We start from the raw sequence: 18,957 nt of genomic DNA, 5'->3' as shown, positions 1-18,957 counted from the left end.
GCCCACGGGCAAGATTGGCCCGTCGCTGGCAATTGCCGGCCGATGCCCCTAAATGCGGGCGACGGGCCGCGGTCCGGCACAAGCCCGGGACACCCATGCCGCCGTCGAGGTCGAGCGGGGCCGCCCGGCGGAGGCGGACGCCGACACGATGAACTTTGCGGGACAGCACAAGGAGCTCGGCCGGGCCGAGGCGATCGCCGCCGATGCGCCGACCGTCGAGCCGGGCGAGCCCGCGGCCGATCCCAAGCCGAAGCGATCGATGAAGGGCCGCTACGCCTGGATCGGCACCATTGCGAGCCTCGTGATCTTCGCCGTCTCGCTCTTCGTCCTGTGGCGGCTCGTCGAGACCGTCACCTGGGGCGAACTCCACGCCGCCTTCACGGCGGCGACGCCCGGACAACTCGGCCTCGCCTTCCTGTTCGTGGCCGTCAGCTACCTGTTCCTCACCTGCTACGACGCCCTCGCGTTGCGCCAGCTCCAGATTAAGGTGCCGTACCGGACCACCGCGCTCGCCTCGTTCACGAGCTACGCCGTGAGTTTCACCCTCGGCTTCCCGCTCCTGACGGCGGGCACCATCCGGTACTGGATCTATTCCGGCCGGGGCCTGAGCGCGGCCAAGATCGCCGCACTCACGGTGATCGCCGGCTTCACGTTCTGGCTCGGCATGGGGGTGGTGCTGGGGTTGAGCCTCATCGCCGAGGCCGGGCAGCTCGCCGGGCTCACGTTCACCAGTATCCGCCTGAACCAAGGCGTCGGCCTCGCGGCACTCCTGTCCGTGGTCGCCTACCTCGCCTGGGTCTCGCTCAAGCGCCGCAGCGTGCGGGTGAAGAGCTGGCGCCTCGAACTGCCCGGTGCCTCCGTGTCCCTCAGCCAGATGGTGGTGGGCATCGGCGATGTCTGCGCCGCCGCCGCCACCCTCTACGTGCTGCTCCCGGCGGGCACCTCCATCGGCTTCACCACCTTCGTGGCGATCTACGTGCTGGCCGCCATGCTGGGCATCGCCTCGAACGCGCCGGGCGGCCTCGGGGTGTTCGAAGCGACGATCCTGCTGGCCCTCTCCAGCCTGCCCCGCGATCAGGTGCTCGGCTCCCTGCTGCTGTTCCGGGTCTGCTACTATCTCGTGCCGTTCGTCATCGCCCTGTTGATGTTGGGAGGCTACGAAGTCCTCAAGCGTGTCCGGCGCCGGACCGAAGGGACATAAGGCCGCCGGAAGGATGGCGCTGGGGAGCAGTATGGCACGAGGAGCGCGTCGATCCGCCTGGACCGCCGCCGCGTGCGCGAGCGTCGCCCTCGGCCTGTTCGCCTGGACGCGCGGCGCCCTCGATGCGCCGTGGATCGCGGTATCGGTCGCCGCCCTCGTCCTCGGCGGCCTCGTCGGCGGCTTGTTCCGCGGACACATCCGGGTCACGCCGGAGGCGGCGGCCCGGACCCGGCATTCCGTCGCCGAGGCGCTCCTCGCGAACATCCCCGATCCGGTGATCCTGGTGGACCGACGTGCCGTAGTCATCGAGGTCAATCCGGCCGCGCGCGCCCTCCTGCCGGCCCTGAAGCTGCGCCACCCGCTCTCGTTCGCCCTGCGCGCGCCCGACGTCCTCGACGGGATCGAGGAAGTGCTGCGCACGAGCGCTCCCCTGAAGACCCTCTACACCACCCGCGTGCCGACGGAGCGCGCTTTCGAGGTGCAGATCGGGGCCCTGCCGATGCCGGACGGGCCGGCTGGCGGTCAGCCCAACGTCGTCCTGTTCCTGCGCGATCTCACCTCCGCCCGGCGCCTTGAGGCCATGCGGGTCGATTTCGTCGCCAATGCGAGCCACGAACTGCGTACGCCGCTCGCATCCCTCCTCGGCTTCATCGAGACCCTGCAGGGGCCGGCCCGCAACGACGGCCCGGCCCGCGAGCGCTTCCTTGCGATCATGAAGACCCAGGCGCACCGGATGACGCGCCTCATCGACGATCTTCTGTCCCTGTCCCGTATCGAACTGCGGGAGCACGTGGCGCCGACGAAGGCCGTGGATCTCGCCGGCATCGCCCGTCAGATGGTCAACACGCAGGAACCCCTGGCGCGCGAGCGCGGCGTCGAACTGACCCTGGAGGCGGAAGGCATTCACCGCCTGCCGGGCGAGCGCGACGAACTCCTGCGCGTGGTCGAGAATCTCGTCGAGAACGCGGTGAAGTACGGCACAAGCGGCGGTCGCGTCGTGGTCTCCGTCGCGCGTGTGGAGGAATCGTCCCCGCGACGTGCCCGCATCGTTCTCGCCGTACGCGACGAGGGCCCCGGCATCGCGCCCGAGCACATTCCCCGCCTGACGGAGCGGTTCTACCGGGTCGATGTCGCCTCGAGCCGTGACCAGGGCGGCACGGGCCTCGGCCTCGCCATCGTCAAGCACATCGTGAACCGCCATCGCGGTCGCCTCGTCATCGAGAGCGCGCCGGGTGCGGGCACCACCGTGCGGGCGTTCTTCCCCGAATTCGTCGCCGCAGCCGAGGAGGCTGCCATGGCCGACGAGGGGTGAAGGCCGAAGTTTGATTCTCCGGCAGATTCTCGCGGAGAACCGCGCGGGGTGCGGGGCTGGTCTGTCGAACCGTCGCGCGATCTTGACCTTCCCACCGTGGGAAGCCCCACATGGTGGGGATGACATCGTCTGCCCCTTCCGTTTCCCGCCGCCTCGATCTGCCCGTCGATGGCCTGTCCTGCGCGTCCTGCGTCGGCCGGGTCGAGCGTGCCCTCGCGGCCCTTCCGGGCGCCTCCGAGGTCGCCGTCAACCTCGCCACCGGTCGGGCGAGCCTGCGCCTCGACGGAGCCGATGCCGGAGTGGCCGTAGCCGCCATCACCCGGGCCGGTTACGCCGTCCCCGAGGCGACGACGGCGCTCGCGATCGGCGGCCTGTCCTGTGCGTCCTGCGTCGGTCGGGCGGAACGTGCGCTGGCCGGTGTTCCGGGCGTGATCGCCGCTTCCGTCAACCTTGCGACCGGGCAGGCCACCGTGCGTCACTCCGAGGGGGCGGTCACCGTCGAGGGCCTCACCGAAGCCGTGCGCCGGGTCGGTTACGAGCCCGGTTCGGTCTCCGCCGCCGCCGCATCCGAGCGCGACGGGCGCCGGGCCGAGGAGAGCGCCACCCTGCAGCGCGACCTCGTAGCCGCGTCCCTCCTGTCGGCACCCATCGTCGTGATCGACATGGGGAGCCACGTCGTCCCCGGCTTGGCGAGCATCGTTGGCGGAGCCGGCTCCGCCTGGGTCCAGGCCGCTCTGGCGACCTTGGTCCTGGCCGGTCCCGGTCGCAGGTTCTTCGCCCAGGGCATCCCGGCTCTCCTGCGCGGCCGCCCCGACATGAACGCCCTCGTCGCCCTCGGGGCCGGGGCGGCCTACCTGTACTCCCTGGTCTCGACCTTCGCGCCGGACTGGCTGCCGCCCGGCACCGCGCATCTCTACTTCGAGGCGGCGGTCCTCATCGTCACCCTCATCCTGCTCGGCCGCACCCTGGAGGCGCGGGCCAAGGGCCGCACGGGCGCAGCCATCGCCCGCCTCGTCGGATTGGCGCCGGCCACCGCCCGCCTGATCCGCGACGGCGTGGAGGTGTCCGTGGCGCAGGCGGATCTGCGTCTCGGCGACGTGGTCCGGGTGCGCCCCGGCGAGCGCGTCGCCGCGGACGGTACCGTGGTGGCGGGGACGACCTACGTCGACGAGAGCATGGTGACGGGCGAGCCCGTGCCGGTGGCCAAGGGCGTCGGCGCCCCCGTCATTGGCGGGACCCTCAACACCACCGGCAGCGTCGACCTGACCGTCGGTGCCGTGGGCGCCGATACGGCGCTGGCACGGATCGTCGCCTTGGTCGAGGCGGCGCAGGGCTCCAAGCTGCCGATCCAGGCCCTGGTCGATCGGATCACCGCCTGGTTCGTTCCCGCCGTGATGGCGGCGTCCGCGTTGACCTTCCTCGCATGGCTCGTCCTCGGCCCGAGCCCTGCCCTCGGTTTCGCCCTCGTCAACGCCATCGCGGTGCTCATCATCGCCTGTCCGTGTGCCATGGGACTGGCGACCCCGACCTCGATCATGGTCGGCACCGGTCGAGCGGCGGAAAGCGGCGTGCTGTTTCGCAACGGTACCGCCCTCCAGGCCCTGCGCGAGGCGCGCGTGGTCGCCCTCGACAAGACTGGCACCCTCACGGAGGGCCGGCCCGGCCTGACCGATCTCCTTCCAGCGCCGGGGTTTTCGGCCGACGCGGTGTTGGCCCTCGCGGCCGCCCTCGAATCCCGCTCCGAGCATCCCATCGCCCGGGCCATCGTGGCGGCGACCGAGGCGCGGGGGCTCGTCCTCGGGGCGGTGACGGGGTTCGAGGCCATCCCGGGCTACGGCATCGCCGGTCGTGTCGGCGAACGTGCGGTGGCGGTGGGTGCCGCCCGCTACATGGAGCGTCTCGGCATCCCGGCCGGGGATTTAGCGACACAGGCTGCGTCCCTCGGTGCGCAGGGGCGCAGCCCCCTCTACGTGGCCGTCGATGGGCGCCTCGCCGCCCTCGTCGCCGTGGCCGACCCGATCAAGTCCGGAGCCGCCGAAGCCGTGGCCGCGCTGAAGGCGCGTGGATTGACCGTCGCCATGGTGACGGGGGACGCGCGCGGGACCGCCGAGGGCGTGGCCCGAGCGCTGGGAATCCAGACGATCTTCGCGGAGGTGCTGCCCGGCGGCAAGGTCGAGGCCGTGCGCGAATTGCGTGCGCGCCACGGCGCCGTCGCCTTCGTCGGGGACGGTATCAACGACGCCCCGGCCCTGGCCGAAGCCGAGGTCGGCATCGCCATCGGCACGGGCACGGACATCGCCGTCGAGAGCGCCGACGTGGTGCTGATGTCGGGCGCGCTGGAGGGCCTCGTCACGGCACTCGGCCTGTCGCGGGCGGTGATGCGCAACATCCGCCAGAACCTGTTCTGGGCGTTCGCCTACAACGTCGCCCTGATTCCCGTGGCGGCGGGTGCCCTGTACGCGTTCGGCTGCCCGCTGCTGTCGCCGGTCCTGGCGGCGGGCGCCATGGCCCTGTCGAGCGTGTTCGTCCTTGCCAACGCCCTGCGCCTGCGCCGGGCTGGGGGAGACGTGTCATGAGCGATCCCGTCACCATCGGCGAGGCGGCCCGCGTCACGGGCGTCTCGGCCAAGATGATCCGCTACTACGAGGAGACCGGCCTCGTCGCGCCCGCCGCCCGCACGCCGGGCGGCTACCGTCTCTACGCGCCGTCCGATCTCCACGCCCTGCGCTTCATCCGGCGGTCCCGCGACCTCGGCTTCTCCGTGGAGGACATCCGGACGCTCCTCGCCCTGTGGCGCGACCGCGCGCGTGCGAGCGCCGAGGTGAAGGCCCTCGCCCTGGACCACGTGGCGGACCTGCGCCGGCGCATCGCCGCCCTTGAGGGCATGGCCCGGACCTTGAGCCGACTCGCCGAGCATTGCGGTGGCGACGCCCACCCCGATTGTCCGATCCTGGATGATCTCGCGGGCGATGATCCCCCGCCGCATACGGCGCCACGCGGTGGATTCGGGGGGGCGCGGCATTGACCGCGCGTCTGGCCCCTTGTTTGCTGGATCGCTTGCGAACGACGCCCGCCCTGAGAGTTCTTGCCTCTCGAAAGTCAGCCCCATGCCCGTCCTCGACCGGATCGCAGCCCTGGCACCGGAAATCACCGCGTGGCGCCACGATCTGCACGCCCATCCGGAACTGCAATACGACGTCCACCGCACGGCCGGCTTCGTCGCCGACAAGCTTCGGGCCTTCGGCTGCGATGAGGTCGTCACCGACATCGGCCGCACCGGCGTCGTCGGGGTGATCCGGGGGCGGGCGCACGGCTCGAACCGGGCCATCGGCCTGCGCGCCGACATGGATGCCCTTCCGATCCAGGAGGTGCGCGACCTGCCCTACCGCTCGACGAACCCCGGGACGATGCATGCCTGCGGACACGATGGCCACACCGCCATGCTGCTCGGCGCGGCGCGCTACCTCACCGAGACCCGCGATTTCGACGGGACGGCGGTGATGATCTTCCAGCCGGCGGAGGAGGGCGGCGGCGGCGGCGAGGCCATGGTCCGCGATGGCCTCATGGAGCGCTTCGGCATCGACACCGTCTACGGCCTGCACAACATTCCGGGCCTGGCGCTCGGGCATTTCGCCATCCGGCCCGGCCCGATCATGGCCTCCACCGACCGCTTCACCATCACGGTGGAGGGCAAGGGCGGCCACGCCGCCCAGCCGCACGCCGCCATCGACAGCGTGCTGGTGGCGAGCCACATCGTGGTGGCCCTGCAATCCGTCGTCGCGCGCTCCGTCGATCCCCTCGACAGCGCCGTGGTCTCGGTCTGTACCCTGGAAGCCGGCGAGACCTTCAACGTGCTGCCGCAATGCGTGACCCTGCGCGGGACCATGCGGGCCCTGTCGAAGCCCGTACGTACCCTGGTCCAGGGCCGGATCGAAGGGATCGTCGGCAACGTCGCCGCCGCCTTCGGTGCCCGCGGGACCATCGTGTTCGGCAGCGGCTACCCGGTGACCGAGAACCACCCGGCGGAGACGGATTTCATCGCCGACGTGGCGGCCGGGATCGTTGGCGAGGAGCGGGTCGATCGCGCCGTGGCGCCGATGATGGCGGCCGAGGACTTTTCCTACATGCTCGCCCACCGCCCCGGCGCCTACATCTTCCTCGGCAACGGCGACAGCGCCGGCCTGCACCATCCGGACTACGACTTCTGCGATGCGGCGGCGCCCTACGGTGCGTCGCTGTGGGCGCGGGTCATCGAGACCGGGCTGCCCCTGCGGTAGGGCGCCCGGTTCGAGTTCGATCAGCCCCGTTGGGGCGCGGTACCGCCGAGGTGGAACACTCGGTGCGGCACGAGTTCGCCGCGCTCGACATCGCCCACCGCCACGAGGATGCCGCCGCAGGTGGCGAAGGCCTTGCCCTCGACCGGCGCGTCGCGCCCGCGCAGGATCACCGGCTGGCCGCGCATGAGGCGAAGCGCCATGTCGCGCGAGACCGGCACGGACGGGACTGCGTCGAGCGCCGTCTCCACGGGATGCAGGTGCGGACCGTTCCCGTCGGGGCCGGCCTCCTCGAGGGTGGCGACGACGCAGGACTCGGCCTCGGCGAAGGGGCCGACCCGGGTACGGCGCAGGGCCGAGACGTGACCGTAGCAGCCGAGCATCCGTCCGAGGTCGCGGGCGAGCGCCCGGACATAGGTCCCCTTGCCGCACTGGGCCTCGATCACCGTGCGCTGGCCGTCGTGCTCCACCACGGCGAGGTGGTCGATCTGGACGGGGCGGGCCACGAGTTCCACCACCTCGCCGTCGCGGGCGAGGTCGTAGGCCCGCTCCCCGGCGATCTTGATGGCCGAGTAGCGCGGCGGCACCTGCTCGATGGCGCCGACGAAGCTCGGCAACGCGGCCTCCACGGCCCCGCGCTCGGGCCGGCTGTCGCTCGTGGCGACGGGGCGCCCCTCCGCGTCGTCCGTGTCCGTCTCGATGCCCCAGGTCACCGTGAAGACGTAGGCCTTGCGGCCGTCCATCACGAACGGCACCGTCTTGGTCGCCTCGCCGAGGGCGATGGGCAGGATGCCCGACGCCAGGGGGTCGAGGGTGCCGGCATGGCCCGCCTTCTTGGCGTTGAAGGCACGCTTCACCACCGCCACCGCGTGGGTCGAGGTCATGCCGACCCCCTTGTCGAGGATGACCCAGCCGTTGACGTCGCGGCGCTTGGGCCGGTCGGGACGTGGGCCCGCGCGCGGCGGGCGGCGGCCTTCGGTCGGGCGGGCGGTGTCGGCCGTGTCATCCGCGCCGAGGGGCGCAGAAGCGGCCTCATCGGGGGATTCGATGGTCGTATCGTGGGTCATGCTGTCCTCGGTCGAGGGACGGGGCGCGCGTGGGGCCAGGGCCGCCCGGTCTTCATGTCTGAAAAAAAGTCGCGCGGGAACGCTTGGCATTCCCTGGCGGAACGCCCGACGCCTGCGCTGGCGTTCTGCCGGTCGGGGATCAGGCCGCCTCGGGGTCCGAATCGTCCCCGTCGAGCTTCTGCGCTTCGAGGTCGCGCCGGACCTTGTCCGTGCGCAGGAGGGCGTCGATCCGGTCGGCCTCGTCGAAGGTCGCATCGCGCAGGAAGCGCAGGTCGGGTGCGAACTTGAGATTCACCCGGCGCGCCACCTCCTGGCGCAGGGCCTTCTTGTTGCGCTCCAGGGCGGCGATCACCGGCGCCTCGTTCTGGCCGCCGAGCGGCATGATGTAGGCCGTGGCGAGCTTGAGGTCCGTCGACATGCGGACCTCCGGTACGGTGATGACGTGCGCGCTCAGCACCGGGTCCTGGATATCTCCGCGCTGAAGCACCTCCGCGATGGCGTGGCGAATCAACTCGGCCACGCGCTGCTGGCGCTGCGTCGGTCCGGTCGGGGTCTGTCTCTGGGCCATGAACGGTTCTGATCGTCTTGTCGAAACGGCCGGATGGCGGCCGGACCCGATCCGCCCACCGTTTGACGGGGGCAATCGCGGGGTGGCCGCCAGCGGAGCGTCGCTGATACGGAGGGTCGATGCGCCGCCGTACGGAGACGGAAGCCGGCCAGACCGAAGCGGATGTCGAAGGCGCTCTCTTAACGCAAATACTCGTTCTGGATATAGGCCTGTTGCGCACGTTTCGCCGTGGCCGGGGTGCGGGCCGGGTGATCGTGGATGTGCGCGGCGAACATCCGGTCGATCCATTGGGCGTTCTTGAAGATGCGCTTCGAGCGCAGGAGATTGAACGGCGCGATCTTGCGCAAGGGGTGAGCGGCGTTGAATTCGGCCACGGCCAGGAGTTCGCCGTTCCACGGATTGCAGCCGTCCATGGCGACATCGTCGAGGTAGACGGGGACGATGGGCAGGTATCGGTCGGGCGCGCCGTCGAGGATCGGCAGGGTCCGAACGGTGGAGGAGTAATAGTCAACGTCCACCGCGACGAAGCCGATGGGGGCGTCCGATCCCACGCTCGCGAGATAGCCCGGGATCGTTTCGGCGACGTCGCCGATGAGGAGGCGGCAGCGCGCCGGTAGGGAGCGGCGCAGGGCCTCGAAATCCATCGGATAATCGCCCTCCTGGAAATACTCCGGGAGGTCGCGATGATCCACGGCCGGGGGCATGCCGGTGCCGGTGTCGAAGCCGACGACGTCGATGGCGACGCCGGTGGCGGCTTCCGTGTGCGCGGCGAGCTCGCACATGTTGAGAAGGCCGGCCCCCGTTGCCACGCCGAATTCGAGAACGGCGATCCGCTTGAGGCCGAGCTTCCTAGCGGATTCCGCAGCGAACAGGATCGGGTAAGCGTATTGCTGGCGCACCACGAGGTCGAAGGCGACCTTCGTCGGGTAGCTGCCGAACAGGGCGACGCCCGCCGAGATGACGTTCAGATGCAGCGGCTCGGTCAGCCGCTCAACGAAGATCTTCCGGTACTTTCCGTCTTTCAGCGCCCGCCGCAGGGCGTAGGATTGCAGCATCGATGGCTCCGCCGAACCCGGGGATGGTTCGCTCTTTCGCACATTAGTCCAGCGCGGGATGGCCGTCCGTCCAGCAAGAGCCCGAGACCGGGGAAACTCTCCCTTAATCTTAATCGCTTCCCCGCGACGAAAAAGGGCCGCAACGCGAGGCTGCGGCCCTTGATCAAACCGTGTCCGTCGCGGCGCGTCAGAGCGTGCGGCGGATCTCCTCGACCCGGTAGCACTCGATGGTGTCGCCGGCCCGCATGTCCTGGAAGTTCTCGAACGACATACCGCACTCGTAGCCGGAGATGACTTCCTTGGCGTCGTCCTTGAGGCGCTTGAGCTGCGAGAGCTTGCCCTCGTGGATGACCACGCTGTCGCGGATGAGGCGGACGTGGGCGCCACGCTGGACGACACCGTCGGTGACGCGGCAACCGGCGATCTTGCCGACCTTCGACACGTCGAAGATCTGCAGGATCTGGGCTTCGCCCAGCCGCTCCTCGCGGAGCGTCGGCGGCAGCATGCCCGACAGGGTCGACTTAATGTCATCCACCAGATCGTAGATGATGTTGTAGTAGCGGATCTCGACGCCGTTGCGCTCGGCCGACTCCCGGGCTTCCTTGTGCGCCCGGACGTTGAAGCCGATGACGACGGCCTTGGAGGCCTCCGCCAGGGTGATATCCGACTCGGTGATGCCGCCGACACCGGCGAGCAGGATGCGCGCCGACACCTCGTCGTTCCCGAGCTTCTCCAGGGCGCCGTTGATGGCCTCGACCGAACCCTGCACGTCGCCCTTGACGACGAGCGCGAGTTCCTTGCGGCCGGCGCCCTCCTTGAGGTCGCGCATCATGTCGACGAGCGAGCGGTTGGCGCCGCCCGTACGAGCCGCCAGACGCTCACGCTTCTGACGGGCACGGTACTCGGTGACCTCGCGGGCACGGGCCTCGTTCGGAACCACCGCGACGCGGTCGCCCGCATCCGGCGTACCGTTGAAGCCGAGCACCTCGACGGGGACCGACGGCCCCGCATAGGGGACGTTCTCGCCCTTGTCGTCGATGAGGGCGCGCACGCGGCCCCACTCGGCGCCGGCCACGACGATGTCGCCGGTGAACAGGGTGCCGCGCTGCACGAGCACGGTGGCGACGGGGCCGCGACCGCGATCGAGCTTGGCCTCGATGACCGTGCCCTCGCCGTCACGCGCTTCGTTGGCGCGCAGGTTCAAGATTTCGGCCTGGAGCTGCAGACCCTCCAGAAGATCCGGCAGACCGTCACCGGTCTTGGCCGAGACCTCGAACTCGAGGGTCTCGCCGCCCATCGACTCGACCTGGATGTCGTGCTGCAGCAGCTCGGTGCGGACCCGCTGCGGGTTCGCGTCGGGCTTGTCGATCTTGTTGATCGCCACGATGAGCGGCACGCCGGCCGCCTTGGCGTGAGAGATCGCCTCCACCGTCTGGGGCATGACGCCGTCATCGGCCGCCACCACGAGTACGACGACGTCCGTCACCTTGGCGCCACGGGCACGCATAGAGGTGAAGGCAGCGTGGCCGGGGGTGTCGATGAAGGTGACCATGTCGCCCGAGGGCGTGGACACCTGATAGGCACCGATATGCTGGGTGATGCCACCGGCCTCGCCGGACACCACCGTGGTCTTGCGGATCGCGTCGAGCAGCGACGTCTTGCCGTGATCGACGTGACCCATGATCGTGACGACGGGGGGACGGGGATCGAGATCCTCCTCCAGGTCCGGCTCGTCGCTGAACAGGCCTTCCTCGACATCCGATTCCGCGACGCGGCGCACAGTGTGACCGAGTTCCTCAGCGATGAGCTGCGCGGAATCCGAATCGATCACGTCGGTGATCTTGTGGATCTCGCCCTGCTTCATGAGCAGCCGGATGACGTCCACGGCCCGCTCCGACATGCGGTTGGCGAGTTCCTGGATCGTGATCGTCTCCGGGATCGTCACCTCGCGCGAGAGCTTCTCTTTCTGCTCGACGTGACGGTTGCCGCTCATGCGCTGCTGGCGACGGCGGAACGAGGCGACGGAGCGCGTGCGCTCGTCCTCGCCCGAGGTCGCCGTGGCGATGGTGAGGCGGCCACGGTTCCGGTCGCCGCCCGGCTGCTTCGGGGTCTTGGGCGGCGTGATGATCTTGAGCGGCATGCCGGGGCGACGGATGACGCGCTTCTGCTCGTTCTCCTCCTCGGCGGCCTGGGGACGGCCCGGGGTCCGGGCCGTCGTGGCGGCACCGGCCGGGCGTGCGGCGGTGGCCGTCGTCGGCGTCGTCGGCTCCGGCTCTGGGGCCGGGGCGGGACGAGCCATGAAGTTGAGGTCGCGCGGCTTGCGGACGTCGGCCGTGATCGTCTTGCGCGGCTCCGAGGAGGCCGGGCGTGCGGTCAGGGGCGGACGGGCCGCGGGAGCGGCGGCCGCCGCGGGGCGCGCCGGAGCCGAAGATGCAGCAGCGGGAGCCGCCGGCGCGCGCGGGGCGGCCGGGGGAGCGCGCACGATGGTGGGTGCAGCCGGCATCGGCGCCGTTTTGGACACGGCGGGGGCCGCCGCGGTCACGGGCGCGACTTCGGGATCGGCGGACTTCGAAGCTTTCTCGGCAGCCTCTTCGGTGGCACGACGTGCCTCCTCGGCTGCGGCCAAGCGAGCCTCTTCGTCCTGGCGGCGGCGGGCTTCCTCGTCGCGCTTGCGCGCTTCGGCAGCCTCCCGCTCCCGCTGCTCGGCGGCCAGACGCTCGCGCTCGGCGGCGGCCTCGGCCTCGAGGCGCTGCGTGGCTTCCGCCTCGCGACGCTTGGCGTCGGCGAGTGCCGCGGCACGCGCGTTGCTCTCCTGCTCGCTCAGCGTGCGCAGCACGACGCCCGATGCCGAGCGCTGAGCCTGCCGGGGAGCGGCGGGGGGCGGAGGCGGCGCCACGCGCGTCGCCGGAGCGACGGGTGTCGTTTCCCGCACGGGGGCGGCCGGTGCCGCGCCGATGACACGGCGCTTCACCGTCTCGACCACGACCTGCTTGGTGCGGCCATGGGAGAAGCTTTGACGCACCGTTCCCTGCTCGATCGGGCGCTTCAAGGACAGCGGCTTCGAAGGGGGTCTCGCCTGCGTCTTGTCGCCCGGATTGTTCGTATCGCTCATTCAGTCCAAACCCTGAGGGTTTCCATCGTCCCGTGAACCGGCAAACTGCTGTGCGCCGGGCGAATCCGTCACTTCGTCGTCGTGCAGATCGGAAGCGGTCTGCCCATAACGGGTTGAACCGGCCTCCTCGGCCGTCGTCGCCAAACCTTCGAAGGAGCGGAGCCGACGCCAACGCGCAAGGCAGCCGGAACTCCCGACTCCTGCGACGAGAGCCGCATGTATCACATGATCCCGGCCCAAGGCCACGCCCAATTCTTCATTGGACAGGCTCTCGATGACGGGAATGCGGGATATGGCACCCGCATGGCGCCGGTGCAATGCCGCCGCGATCTTCCGGCGGCCGTCCGCACTGCCGTCATGGGCCTGGATCACCGCCGCGACGCCGGCCTTGTCACCGATGGCGGCCTCGACCTTGGCGAAGCCCGCGACCACGCAGCCGGCCTTGTTGGCCAGCGACAGGGATTGGCGCAGGTCGGCGCGCAGGCCCTCGGCGATCCGGTCGGCGAGGTCGGCCGGTGCGGCGGCGTCCTTGGTCTTGAAGGCCCGCTGGAACACCCGCTTCTTCAGGGCCTCGGCCACCACCGCCCGTGTCGGCGTGAGCCAGGCGCCGCGCCCGGGGAGCTTGGCGCGCAGATCCGCTACGACCTCCCCGTCGGGCGAGAGCACGAATCGGATGAGATCTCCGGGCGGGTGCTTGGTCCGGGTGACGAGGCAGGTCCGCTCCGCACCCTGGCGGCCACGACCGAGCCCGGCATCGAGCGCATCGCTCAACTCCGCCTCGGGCGCCTCGGCCGTCGGATCTTCGGGGAGGGGGACCATGGCGGCGGACGGTTCCGGGAGAACGGTGAAACGCAAACGACGACGGAGGGGACGGGGTTCACCCGTTCCCTCCGTCGAGTGTCGAAAATAGGCGATCAGGCCGAGGCGGGCGCCTCGGCGTCCTCGGCTTCGCCCTCGGCGGCCTCCGCCGGGGCCTCGATCCAGCCGGCATGGACGCGGGCGGCCATGACCATGGCCTCGGCTTCCGTGCGGGAGACCTCGAACCCGTCGAGGTAGCCGGCGTGGCGCGTCGCCTCGGGGCCGCGCCCCTCGGTGTAGCCGACGAGGTCGTCGGTGGCGCAGCCGGCCAGATCCTCGATGGTCTTCACGTCGTTCTCGCCGAGCGCCACCAGCATCGGGGTGGTGATGCCGTCGATCTCGCGCAGCTCGTCCTGGACGCCGAGCTCCTGGCGCTTGGCGTCGAACTCCGACTCGACGCGGGCGAGGTGGTCCTGGGCGCGGGCCTGGATCTCGGTGCCGCTCTCCTCGTCGAGGCCCTGGATGTTGGCGAGTTCGCCAGGCTCGACGTAGGCGATCTCCTCGACGTTCCGGAACCCTTCGGCCGCGAGCAGCTGGCCGACGGTCTCGTCGACGTCGAGGGCTTCCATGAACACGGCGGTGCGCTCGGCGAATTCCTTCTGGCGGCGCTCCGATTCCTCGGCCTCGGTCAGGATGTCGATGTCCCAGCCGGTGAGCTGCGAGGCGAGGCGCACGTTCTGGCCGCGGCGGCCGATGGCCAGCGAGAGCTGGTCGTCGGGCACCACCACCTCGATGCGGTCGGCCTCCTCGTCGAGCACGACCTTGACGACTTCCGCCGGCTGGAGCGCGTTGACGATGAAGGTCGCCTGATCCTCGGACCAAGGGATGATGTCGATCTTCTCGCCCTGGAGCTCGCCGACGACGGCCTGGACGCGCGAACCCCTCATGCCGACGCAGGCGCCGACGGGGTCGATGGACCCATCGCGCGAGATGACCGCGATCTTGGCGCGGGAACCCGGATCGCGGGCGACCGCCTTCACCTCGACGATGCCGTCGTAGATCTCGGGGACTTCCTGGCCGAAGAGCTTGGCCATGAATTGCGGGTGCGAGCGCGAGAGGAAGATCTGCGGCCCGCGCACCTCGCGGCGCACGTCGAACAGGTAGGTGCGGATGCGGTCGCCGGGACGGAAGGTCTCGCGGGGAATCATCTCGTCGCGGCGCACGATGCCCTCGCCACGGCCGAGATCGACGATGACGTTGCCGTACTCGACGCGCTTGACGAGGCCGTTGACGATCTCGCCGATGCGGTCCTTGTACTCGTCGAACTGGCGGTCGCGCTCGGCGTCGCGCACCTTCTGGACGATGACCTGCTTGGCCGACTGGGCCGCGACGCGGCCGAAATCGAACGGCGGCAGGGTGTCGGAGATCACGTCACCGACGAGCGCCCCGGGATTGTAGCGCCGGGCCTGATCGAGGGTGACCTCGCGGGCGTCGTTCTCGACGAGGTCCACCACCACGAGGTGGCGCGAGAGGCGCAGCGCACCCGTCTTCGGGTCGATCTCGGCATGGACGTCCGTCTCGGCGCCGTAGCGCGAGCGGGCGGCCTTGGCGATGGCCTCCTCCATGGCGTCGATGACGATGGAGCGGTCGATCACCTTTTCGCGCGCGACTGCTTCGGCGATCTGCAGGAGTTCGAGCCTGTTGGCGCTGACGACGGCCATCGGTTTTCGTCCTTCTCTTCGTCGTGAGATTTTTCGTGATCGCGCCCGGTTTCTCGAGCGCGACCAGGGCGTTTCTAGTGAAGCTTGCCGTCGTCCTTCACCCGTACCGCCTTGGTGCGGATGGGCTTGGCCTTGTTCTGTGCCTTGATGGCGAGACTCGCTTCGGTCTCGACCTTTTCGGGCTTCGGCTTCTGAGAGGCCTTCGGCTTCAGGGGTCGGGAGATCTTCTTCTTCAAGGGCGGCGCCGGCTCGGCCTCCGGGCCGTCCTCCTCCGTGTCCTCGTCCTCATCGTCCAGCATCGGCGGCGGGCCGCCGCCCCGGCGCAGGGACTCGCGCACCAGATCGTCCGTCAGCACGAGATAGGCGTCGCCGAGATCGCGCAAAGGCAGATCGATGCGGCTCGGCAGGCCCTCCTTCACGTCGGGCAGGTCGATGGGTACCGTGAGCCCGTCCGAATTGGGCGTGCGGATGATGCCGCGAAAGCGCTTGCGTCCCTCGAGGGGCACGGCCAGCTCGATCTTGGCCTCGTAGCCGGCCCAGCGCTCGAAATCGACGGCCCGTACCAGGGGGCGGTCGATGCCCGGCGAGGAGATCTCCAGATAGTACGGCTTGCCGATCGGGTCGTCGAGATCGAGAAGCGGCGAGATCGCCCGGCTCACCGCCTCGCAATCATCCACCGACATCGTACCGTCCGGCCGTTCGGCCATGATCTGCACCGTGCAACCGTTGGCGCTGGAAACCCGCACCCGCACCACGCGAAAGCCCAAGCCCTCGATGGAAGCCTCGATGACCTGGACGACGCGTGCGGCGACGCCAGTCTCGGTGATCAGCCGTTTTTCGGGAGTGTCCGCCATGCTGCGTGCTACGTCCGGCCTTGCGTGAGGTGATCCGGCGGCGCGGGGCATTGCGGCAATAAAAAAGAGCGGACCCGGTGGGGCCCACTCCCGAACCGCAGCCTCAAGACTGCAACCAGAACTGATGCTGTTCAAGTAGTCCCGTCGCGATCCCGTTTCAAGCGTTTTCGCGCGGCTGGCCCGTGAAGCGCCGCGCCTTCGGTCCTCCGGCTTAGCGGCCGGAGCCGCGGACCATCATCTTCAGCTGGCTTTCCAGGCGATCGAGGCGCTCGATTGTCGCCTTTCGGACGCAGCCTTGGAAGCTGCCGCCGGCAGAGAAACCGATCTCCGCCTGGCGTCGGCATTCGAGGACGGGCGGCCCCAGGACGACGCAGAACCCGACGCCGAGCACGATGGCGATGTTTGCGATGGCGGCGGCGAGCCAGGTTCTGCCGCTGCCGAAGGCCTTCCCGTCGAACGATGCGGACGGGGTCGCATCGAACCCCGTCTTGAGGTCGCGCACGAACAGAGTGTGGGCGCGCCGTCCCGCCATCAGCCGTTCGAAAGCGATTTCCCGGGAAGCCTTGGACATTACATCCCTCCATCCGGTGCGGTCGCCCCGGGCATCAGCTCGACCGAACCGTTATGGGTGGCGACGTCATAAGGAACCGCAAAGATTCCTGGATCGACTGACATCTCGCGCCGAACGTGTTCATGGCCCGCCGGGCGCGCTTGAGCGTGGCCGGTGTTTGCGCAAGATGGCGCGCCCGCCTTCGGACGCCCGTGGAATGCCGCCCATGTCCAACACGCCTCGCCCGCCCTCCGGCCCGACAGGGGACACGGCCACCGAGGGCGCCCTGTCGCGCTTGGGGATTCGCTTCACCGCCTGGGCGGAAAAGTGGTTTCCCGATGCGTTCGTGTTCGTCGCCATCGCGGTGGTGATCGTGGCGCTCGGTGCGCTCGCCAACGGTGCCCCGCCGGCGGCCATCGCGAAAAGCTTCGGCGACGGGTTCTGGAGCCTGATTCCGTTCACCATGCAGATGGCCTTCGTCACCATCGGCGGCTACGTCGTGGCCACCGCCCCGCCGATGCAGGCCCTCATCGACCGCCTCGCGGCCATCCCGAAATCCGGGCGCGGCGCCGTCGGCATGGTGGCGGCGGCGACCATGCTGTCGTCGTTCCTGAGCTGGGGCTTGAGCCTGATCTTCGGCGGCCTTCTGGCCCGGGCCCTCGCGCGCCGCACGGACCTCAAGATGGATTACCGCGCGGCCGGTGCCGCCGCCTATCTCGGCCTCGGCGCCACCTGGGCCATGGGCCTCAGCTCGTCGGCGGCCCAGCTCCAGGCCAATCCGGCCAGCCTGCCCAAGAACCTTCTCGCCATCACCGGCGTGATCCCGTTCAGCGAGACGATCTTCCTGTGGCAGTCGATGCTGATCGCCGTGGTGCTGTTCGTGATCTCCATCGTCATCGCCTACGTCTCGGCGCCCGGCCCGGCCAACGCCGTCACGGCCGAAGCCATGGGCGTCGACGTCTCGCGCGAAAAACCCGACACGGCGCGTCCGAGCCAGCCGAGCGAGTGGCTCGAGCACTCGCCGATCCTCACCCTGCTCCTCGCCGTCCTGGCGGTCGGCTGGCTCGTGCAGGAATTCGCCCGGCAATCGTGGATCACCGCGATCTCGAGCCTCAACACCTACAACTTCCTGTTCCTCACCCTCGGCCTGCTCCTGCACTGGCGGCCGAAGAACTTCCTGAAGTCCGTGGGCAAGGCCGTGCCGGCCACCGCCGCCGTGCTGATCCAGTTCCCGTTCTACGCCGCCATCTCCGCCATGCTGACGGGGCCGAAGAACGGTGCCGGCACCTCCGTCTCCGACGTGATCACCCACGCCTTCGTCAGCCTCAACACCACGGGCAGCTTCCCCATTTCCATGGGCGTGTATTCGGCGGTGCTCGGCTTCTTCGTGCCGTCCGGCGGCGGCAAGTGGCTGCTCGAAGCCCCCTACGTGATGCAGGCGGCCAACGAGCTGCAGGTTCATCTCGGCTGGGCAGTGATGGTCTACAATGCGGCCGAAGCCCTGCCGAATCTCATCAACCCGTTCTGGATGCTGCCGCTGCTGGGCATCCTCGGGCTGAAGGCCCGTGACATCGTCGGCTTCAGCTTCCTGCAGCTCATCATCCACCTGCCGGTGGTGCTGTTCCTGCTCTGGGCGCTCGCCTTCACCCTGACCTATCATCCGCCCGTGATGCCGTAGGCCCGGTCATGTCCGCTCCCGACCGCATGCCGGAGATCCCGGCCGACCGGCTCACCGAGGCCCAGAGGGCGGCATCGGATGCGTTCCGCGCCGCGCGCAAGGGGCCGGTCTTCGGGCCGTTCGTGCCGCTCCTGCGCAGCCCCGAACTGATGACCAATGCCAGCACCATGGGGCTGCACCTGCGCTACCGCAGCGTGCTGCCCCTGCACCTGTCGGAGCTCATCATCCTCATCACGGCGCGGGAATGGTCCCAGCAGCTCGAATGGCACATCCACGCGCCCATCGCCGTGGAGGCCGGTCTCGACCCGGACATCGTCGCGGCGATCCGCGACGGACGGCGTCCCGATATGATGGGGGCGGACGAAGCCCTCGTCCACGCTTTCTCGACGGAGCTTCACCGCAATAGGGCGGTGAGCGACGCGACTTACGGGCGGGTTGCGGAGCGGTTCGGGGAGCAGGGCGCCATCGAGATGGCGGGGATCAACGGATACTACACGCTGCTCGCCATGAGCATGAACGTGGCCCGGACGGCCCTGCCGGACGGCGCGCCCCCGCCATTGCCGCCGCTGGTGGGTTAGGGATTCCGGAGCAGAACCGTCATTCTAGGACGGCGGCGCGCTGGTAGAAACGCGATTCCGGTCCCGAACGGTAGCATCATATCGGCGGCCGGCCGCTTCCTGTAGGCGCACGGCGACATAGCCCATCACGACGACGATGGTCGGAGTTACGACGAAAGCGAGGATTGCCAGTTCGCTCATGGCTTGAGC

At 69.6% G+C, this 18,957-nt stretch carries 15 protein-coding genes; 7 read left to right on the top strand and 8 right to left on the bottom strand.

Going from position 1 to position 18,957, the window contains the following annotated elements:
• Positions 1-148: 148 nt before the first annotated feature.
• From MKK49_RS06185 to MKK49_RS06165, 5 genes are all read left to right on the top strand, one after another.
• Positions 149-1,201 (top strand): lysylphosphatidylglycerol synthase domain-containing protein, encoded by a 1,053-nt coding sequence (locus MKK49_RS06185; RefSeq protein WP_244027203.1) that lies wholly within the window; start codon positions 149-151, stop codon positions 1,199-1,201.
• A 31-nt stretch (positions 1,202-1,232) separates the two neighbouring features.
• A complete protein-coding gene (locus tag MKK49_RS06180; protein WP_244027169.1) occupies positions 1,233-2,513 on the top strand; it encodes an ATP-binding protein in 1,281 nt (426 codons plus the stop codon).
• A 119-nt stretch (positions 2,514-2,632) separates the two neighbouring features.
• Positions 2,633-5,089: a heavy metal translocating P-type ATPase gene (locus MKK49_RS06175; RefSeq protein WP_244027168.1), complete on the top strand. Its 2,457-nt coding sequence runs from the start codon at positions 2,633-2,635 to the stop codon at positions 5,087-5,089.
• Positions 5,086-5,538 carry a Cu(I)-responsive transcriptional regulator gene (cueR, locus tag MKK49_RS06170; RefSeq protein WP_244027167.1) on the top strand — a complete coding sequence of 151 codons (453 nt, stop codon included), beginning with the start codon at positions 5,086-5,088 and terminating at the stop codon, positions 5,536-5,538. The genes MKK49_RS06175 and cueR overlap by 4 nt, the downstream gene beginning before the upstream one ends.
• Positions 5,539-5,620: 82 nt before the next feature.
• Positions 5,621-6,790: a M20 aminoacylase family protein gene (locus tag MKK49_RS06165; protein ID WP_244027166.1), complete on the top strand. Its 1,170-nt coding sequence runs from the start codon at positions 5,621-5,623 to the stop codon at positions 6,788-6,790.
• A gap of 20 nt (positions 6,791-6,810) precedes the next feature.
• Here MKK49_RS06165 and truB read toward each other — a convergent pair whose 3' ends face one another.
• The 8 genes from truB to MKK49_RS06125 all read right to left on the bottom strand — a co-directional run bounded on the left by truB (position 6,811) and on the right by MKK49_RS06125 (position 16,494).
• Complete coding sequence (gene truB / locus MKK49_RS06160) at positions 6,811-7,854, bottom strand: tRNA pseudouridine(55) synthase TruB (RefSeq protein ID WP_244027165.1); 1,044 nt, start codon at positions 7,852-7,854, stop codon at positions 6,811-6,813.
• A gap of 139 nt (positions 7,855-7,993) precedes the next feature.
• The gene (rbfA, locus tag MKK49_RS06155) at positions 7,994-8,422 is read right to left on the bottom strand and encodes a 30S ribosome-binding factor RbfA (RefSeq protein WP_244027164.1); all 429 of its coding nucleotides are present in this window, start codon (positions 8,420-8,422) and stop codon (positions 7,994-7,996) included.
• Between the two features lie 179 nt (positions 8,423-8,601).
• Positions 8,602-9,477, bottom strand: a complete 876-nt coding sequence (locus tag MKK49_RS06150) for a hypothetical protein (RefSeq protein ID WP_244027163.1) — start codon at positions 9,475-9,477, stop codon at positions 8,602-8,604.
• Positions 9,478-9,664: 187 nt separating this feature from the next.
• Positions 9,665-12,589 (bottom strand): translation initiation factor IF-2, encoded by a 2,925-nt coding sequence (infB, locus tag MKK49_RS06145; RefSeq protein ID WP_244027162.1) that lies wholly within the window; start codon positions 12,587-12,589, stop codon positions 9,665-9,667.
• Positions 12,590-13,408 (bottom strand): RNA-binding protein, encoded by an 819-nt coding sequence (locus MKK49_RS06140; protein ID WP_244027161.1) that lies wholly within the window; start codon positions 13,406-13,408, stop codon positions 12,590-12,592.
• A 95-nt stretch (positions 13,409-13,503) separates the two neighbouring features.
• A complete protein-coding gene (gene nusA, locus MKK49_RS06135) occupies positions 13,504-15,108 on the bottom strand; it encodes a transcription termination factor NusA (RefSeq protein WP_244027160.1) in 1,605 nt (534 codons plus the stop codon).
• Positions 15,109-15,182: 74 nt separating this feature from the next.
• On the bottom strand, positions 15,183-15,962 hold the full coding sequence (rimP, locus tag MKK49_RS06130) for a ribosome maturation factor RimP (protein ID WP_244027159.1): 780 nt from the start codon (positions 15,960-15,962) through the stop codon (positions 15,183-15,185).
• A gap of 211 nt (positions 15,963-16,173) precedes the next feature.
• On the bottom strand, positions 16,174-16,494 hold the full coding sequence (locus tag MKK49_RS06125) for a hypothetical protein (RefSeq protein ID WP_244027158.1): 321 nt from the start codon (positions 16,492-16,494) through the stop codon (positions 16,174-16,176).
• Between the two features lie 244 nt (positions 16,495-16,738).
• On the opposite strand from MKK49_RS06125, the gene MKK49_RS06120 reads away from it, so the two are divergent.
• Both MKK49_RS06120 and MKK49_RS06115 read left to right on the top strand, forming a co-directional pair.
• Positions 16,739-18,190 (top strand): short-chain fatty acid transporter, encoded by a 1,452-nt coding sequence (locus MKK49_RS06120; RefSeq protein WP_244027157.1) that lies wholly within the window; start codon positions 16,739-16,741, stop codon positions 18,188-18,190.
• A gap of 8 nt (positions 18,191-18,198) precedes the next feature.
• Positions 18,199-18,768 carry a carboxymuconolactone decarboxylase family protein gene (locus MKK49_RS06115; RefSeq protein ID WP_244027156.1) on the top strand — a complete coding sequence of 190 codons (570 nt, stop codon included), beginning with the start codon at positions 18,199-18,201 and terminating at the stop codon, positions 18,766-18,768.
• Positions 18,769-18,957 lie beyond the last annotated feature (189 nt).

Origin of the sequence: Methylobacterium sp. J-090 (assembly GCF_022829345.1) — a bacterium.
Classification (GTDB): domain Bacteria; phylum Pseudomonadota; class Alphaproteobacteria; order Rhizobiales; family Beijerinckiaceae; genus Methylobacterium.
This window is presented reverse-complemented; position numbering and strand designations above follow the sequence as displayed.

What these genes read in the sequence shown, in the direction of transcription:
- MKK49_RS06185 (WP_244027203.1), top strand. Translation starts at nt 149, where the DNA reads ATGAACTTTGCGGGACAGCACAAGGAGCTCGGCCGGGCCGAGGCGATC.
- MKK49_RS06180 (WP_244027169.1), top strand. Translation starts at nt 1,233, where the DNA reads ATGGCACGAGGAGCGCGTCGATCCGCCTGGACCGCCGCCGCGTGCGCG.
- MKK49_RS06175 (WP_244027168.1), top strand. Translation starts at nt 2,633, where the DNA reads ATGACATCGTCTGCCCCTTCCGTTTCCCGCCGCCTCGATCTGCCCGTC.
- cueR (WP_244027167.1), top strand. Translation starts at nt 5,086, where the DNA reads ATGAGCGATCCCGTCACCATCGGCGAGGCGGCCCGCGTCACGGGCGTC.
- MKK49_RS06165 (WP_244027166.1), top strand. Translation starts at nt 5,621, where the DNA reads ATGCCCGTCCTCGACCGGATCGCAGCCCTGGCACCGGAAATCACCGCG.
- truB (WP_244027165.1), bottom strand. Translation starts at nt 7,854, where the DNA reads ATGACCCACGATACGACCATCGAATCCCCCGATGAGGCCGCTTCTGCG.
- rbfA (WP_244027164.1), bottom strand. Translation starts at nt 8,422, where the DNA reads ATGGCCCAGAGACAGACCCCGACCGGACCGACGCAGCGCCAGCAGCGC.
- MKK49_RS06150 (WP_244027163.1), bottom strand. Translation starts at nt 9,477, where the DNA reads ATGCTGCAATCCTACGCCCTGCGGCGGGCGCTGAAAGACGGAAAGTAC.
- infB (WP_244027162.1), bottom strand. Translation starts at nt 12,589, where the DNA reads ATGAGCGATACGAACAATCCGGGCGACAAGACGCAGGCGAGACCCCCT.
- MKK49_RS06140 (WP_244027161.1), bottom strand. Translation starts at nt 13,408, where the DNA reads ATGGTCCCCCTCCCCGAAGATCCGACGGCCGAGGCGCCCGAGGCGGAG.
- nusA (WP_244027160.1), bottom strand. Translation starts at nt 15,108, where the DNA reads ATGGCCGTCGTCAGCGCCAACAGGCTCGAACTCCTGCAGATCGCCGAA.
- rimP (WP_244027159.1), bottom strand. Translation starts at nt 15,962, where the DNA reads ATGGCGGACACTCCCGAAAAACGGCTGATCACCGAGACTGGCGTCGCC.
- MKK49_RS06125 (WP_244027158.1), bottom strand. Translation starts at nt 16,494, where the DNA reads ATGGCGGGACGGCGCGCCCACACTCTGTTCGTGCGCGACCTCAAGACG.
- MKK49_RS06120 (WP_244027157.1), top strand. Translation starts at nt 16,739, where the DNA reads ATGTCCAACACGCCTCGCCCGCCCTCCGGCCCGACAGGGGACACGGCC.
- MKK49_RS06115 (WP_244027156.1), top strand. Translation starts at nt 18,199, where the DNA reads ATGTCCGCTCCCGACCGCATGCCGGAGATCCCGGCCGACCGGCTCACC.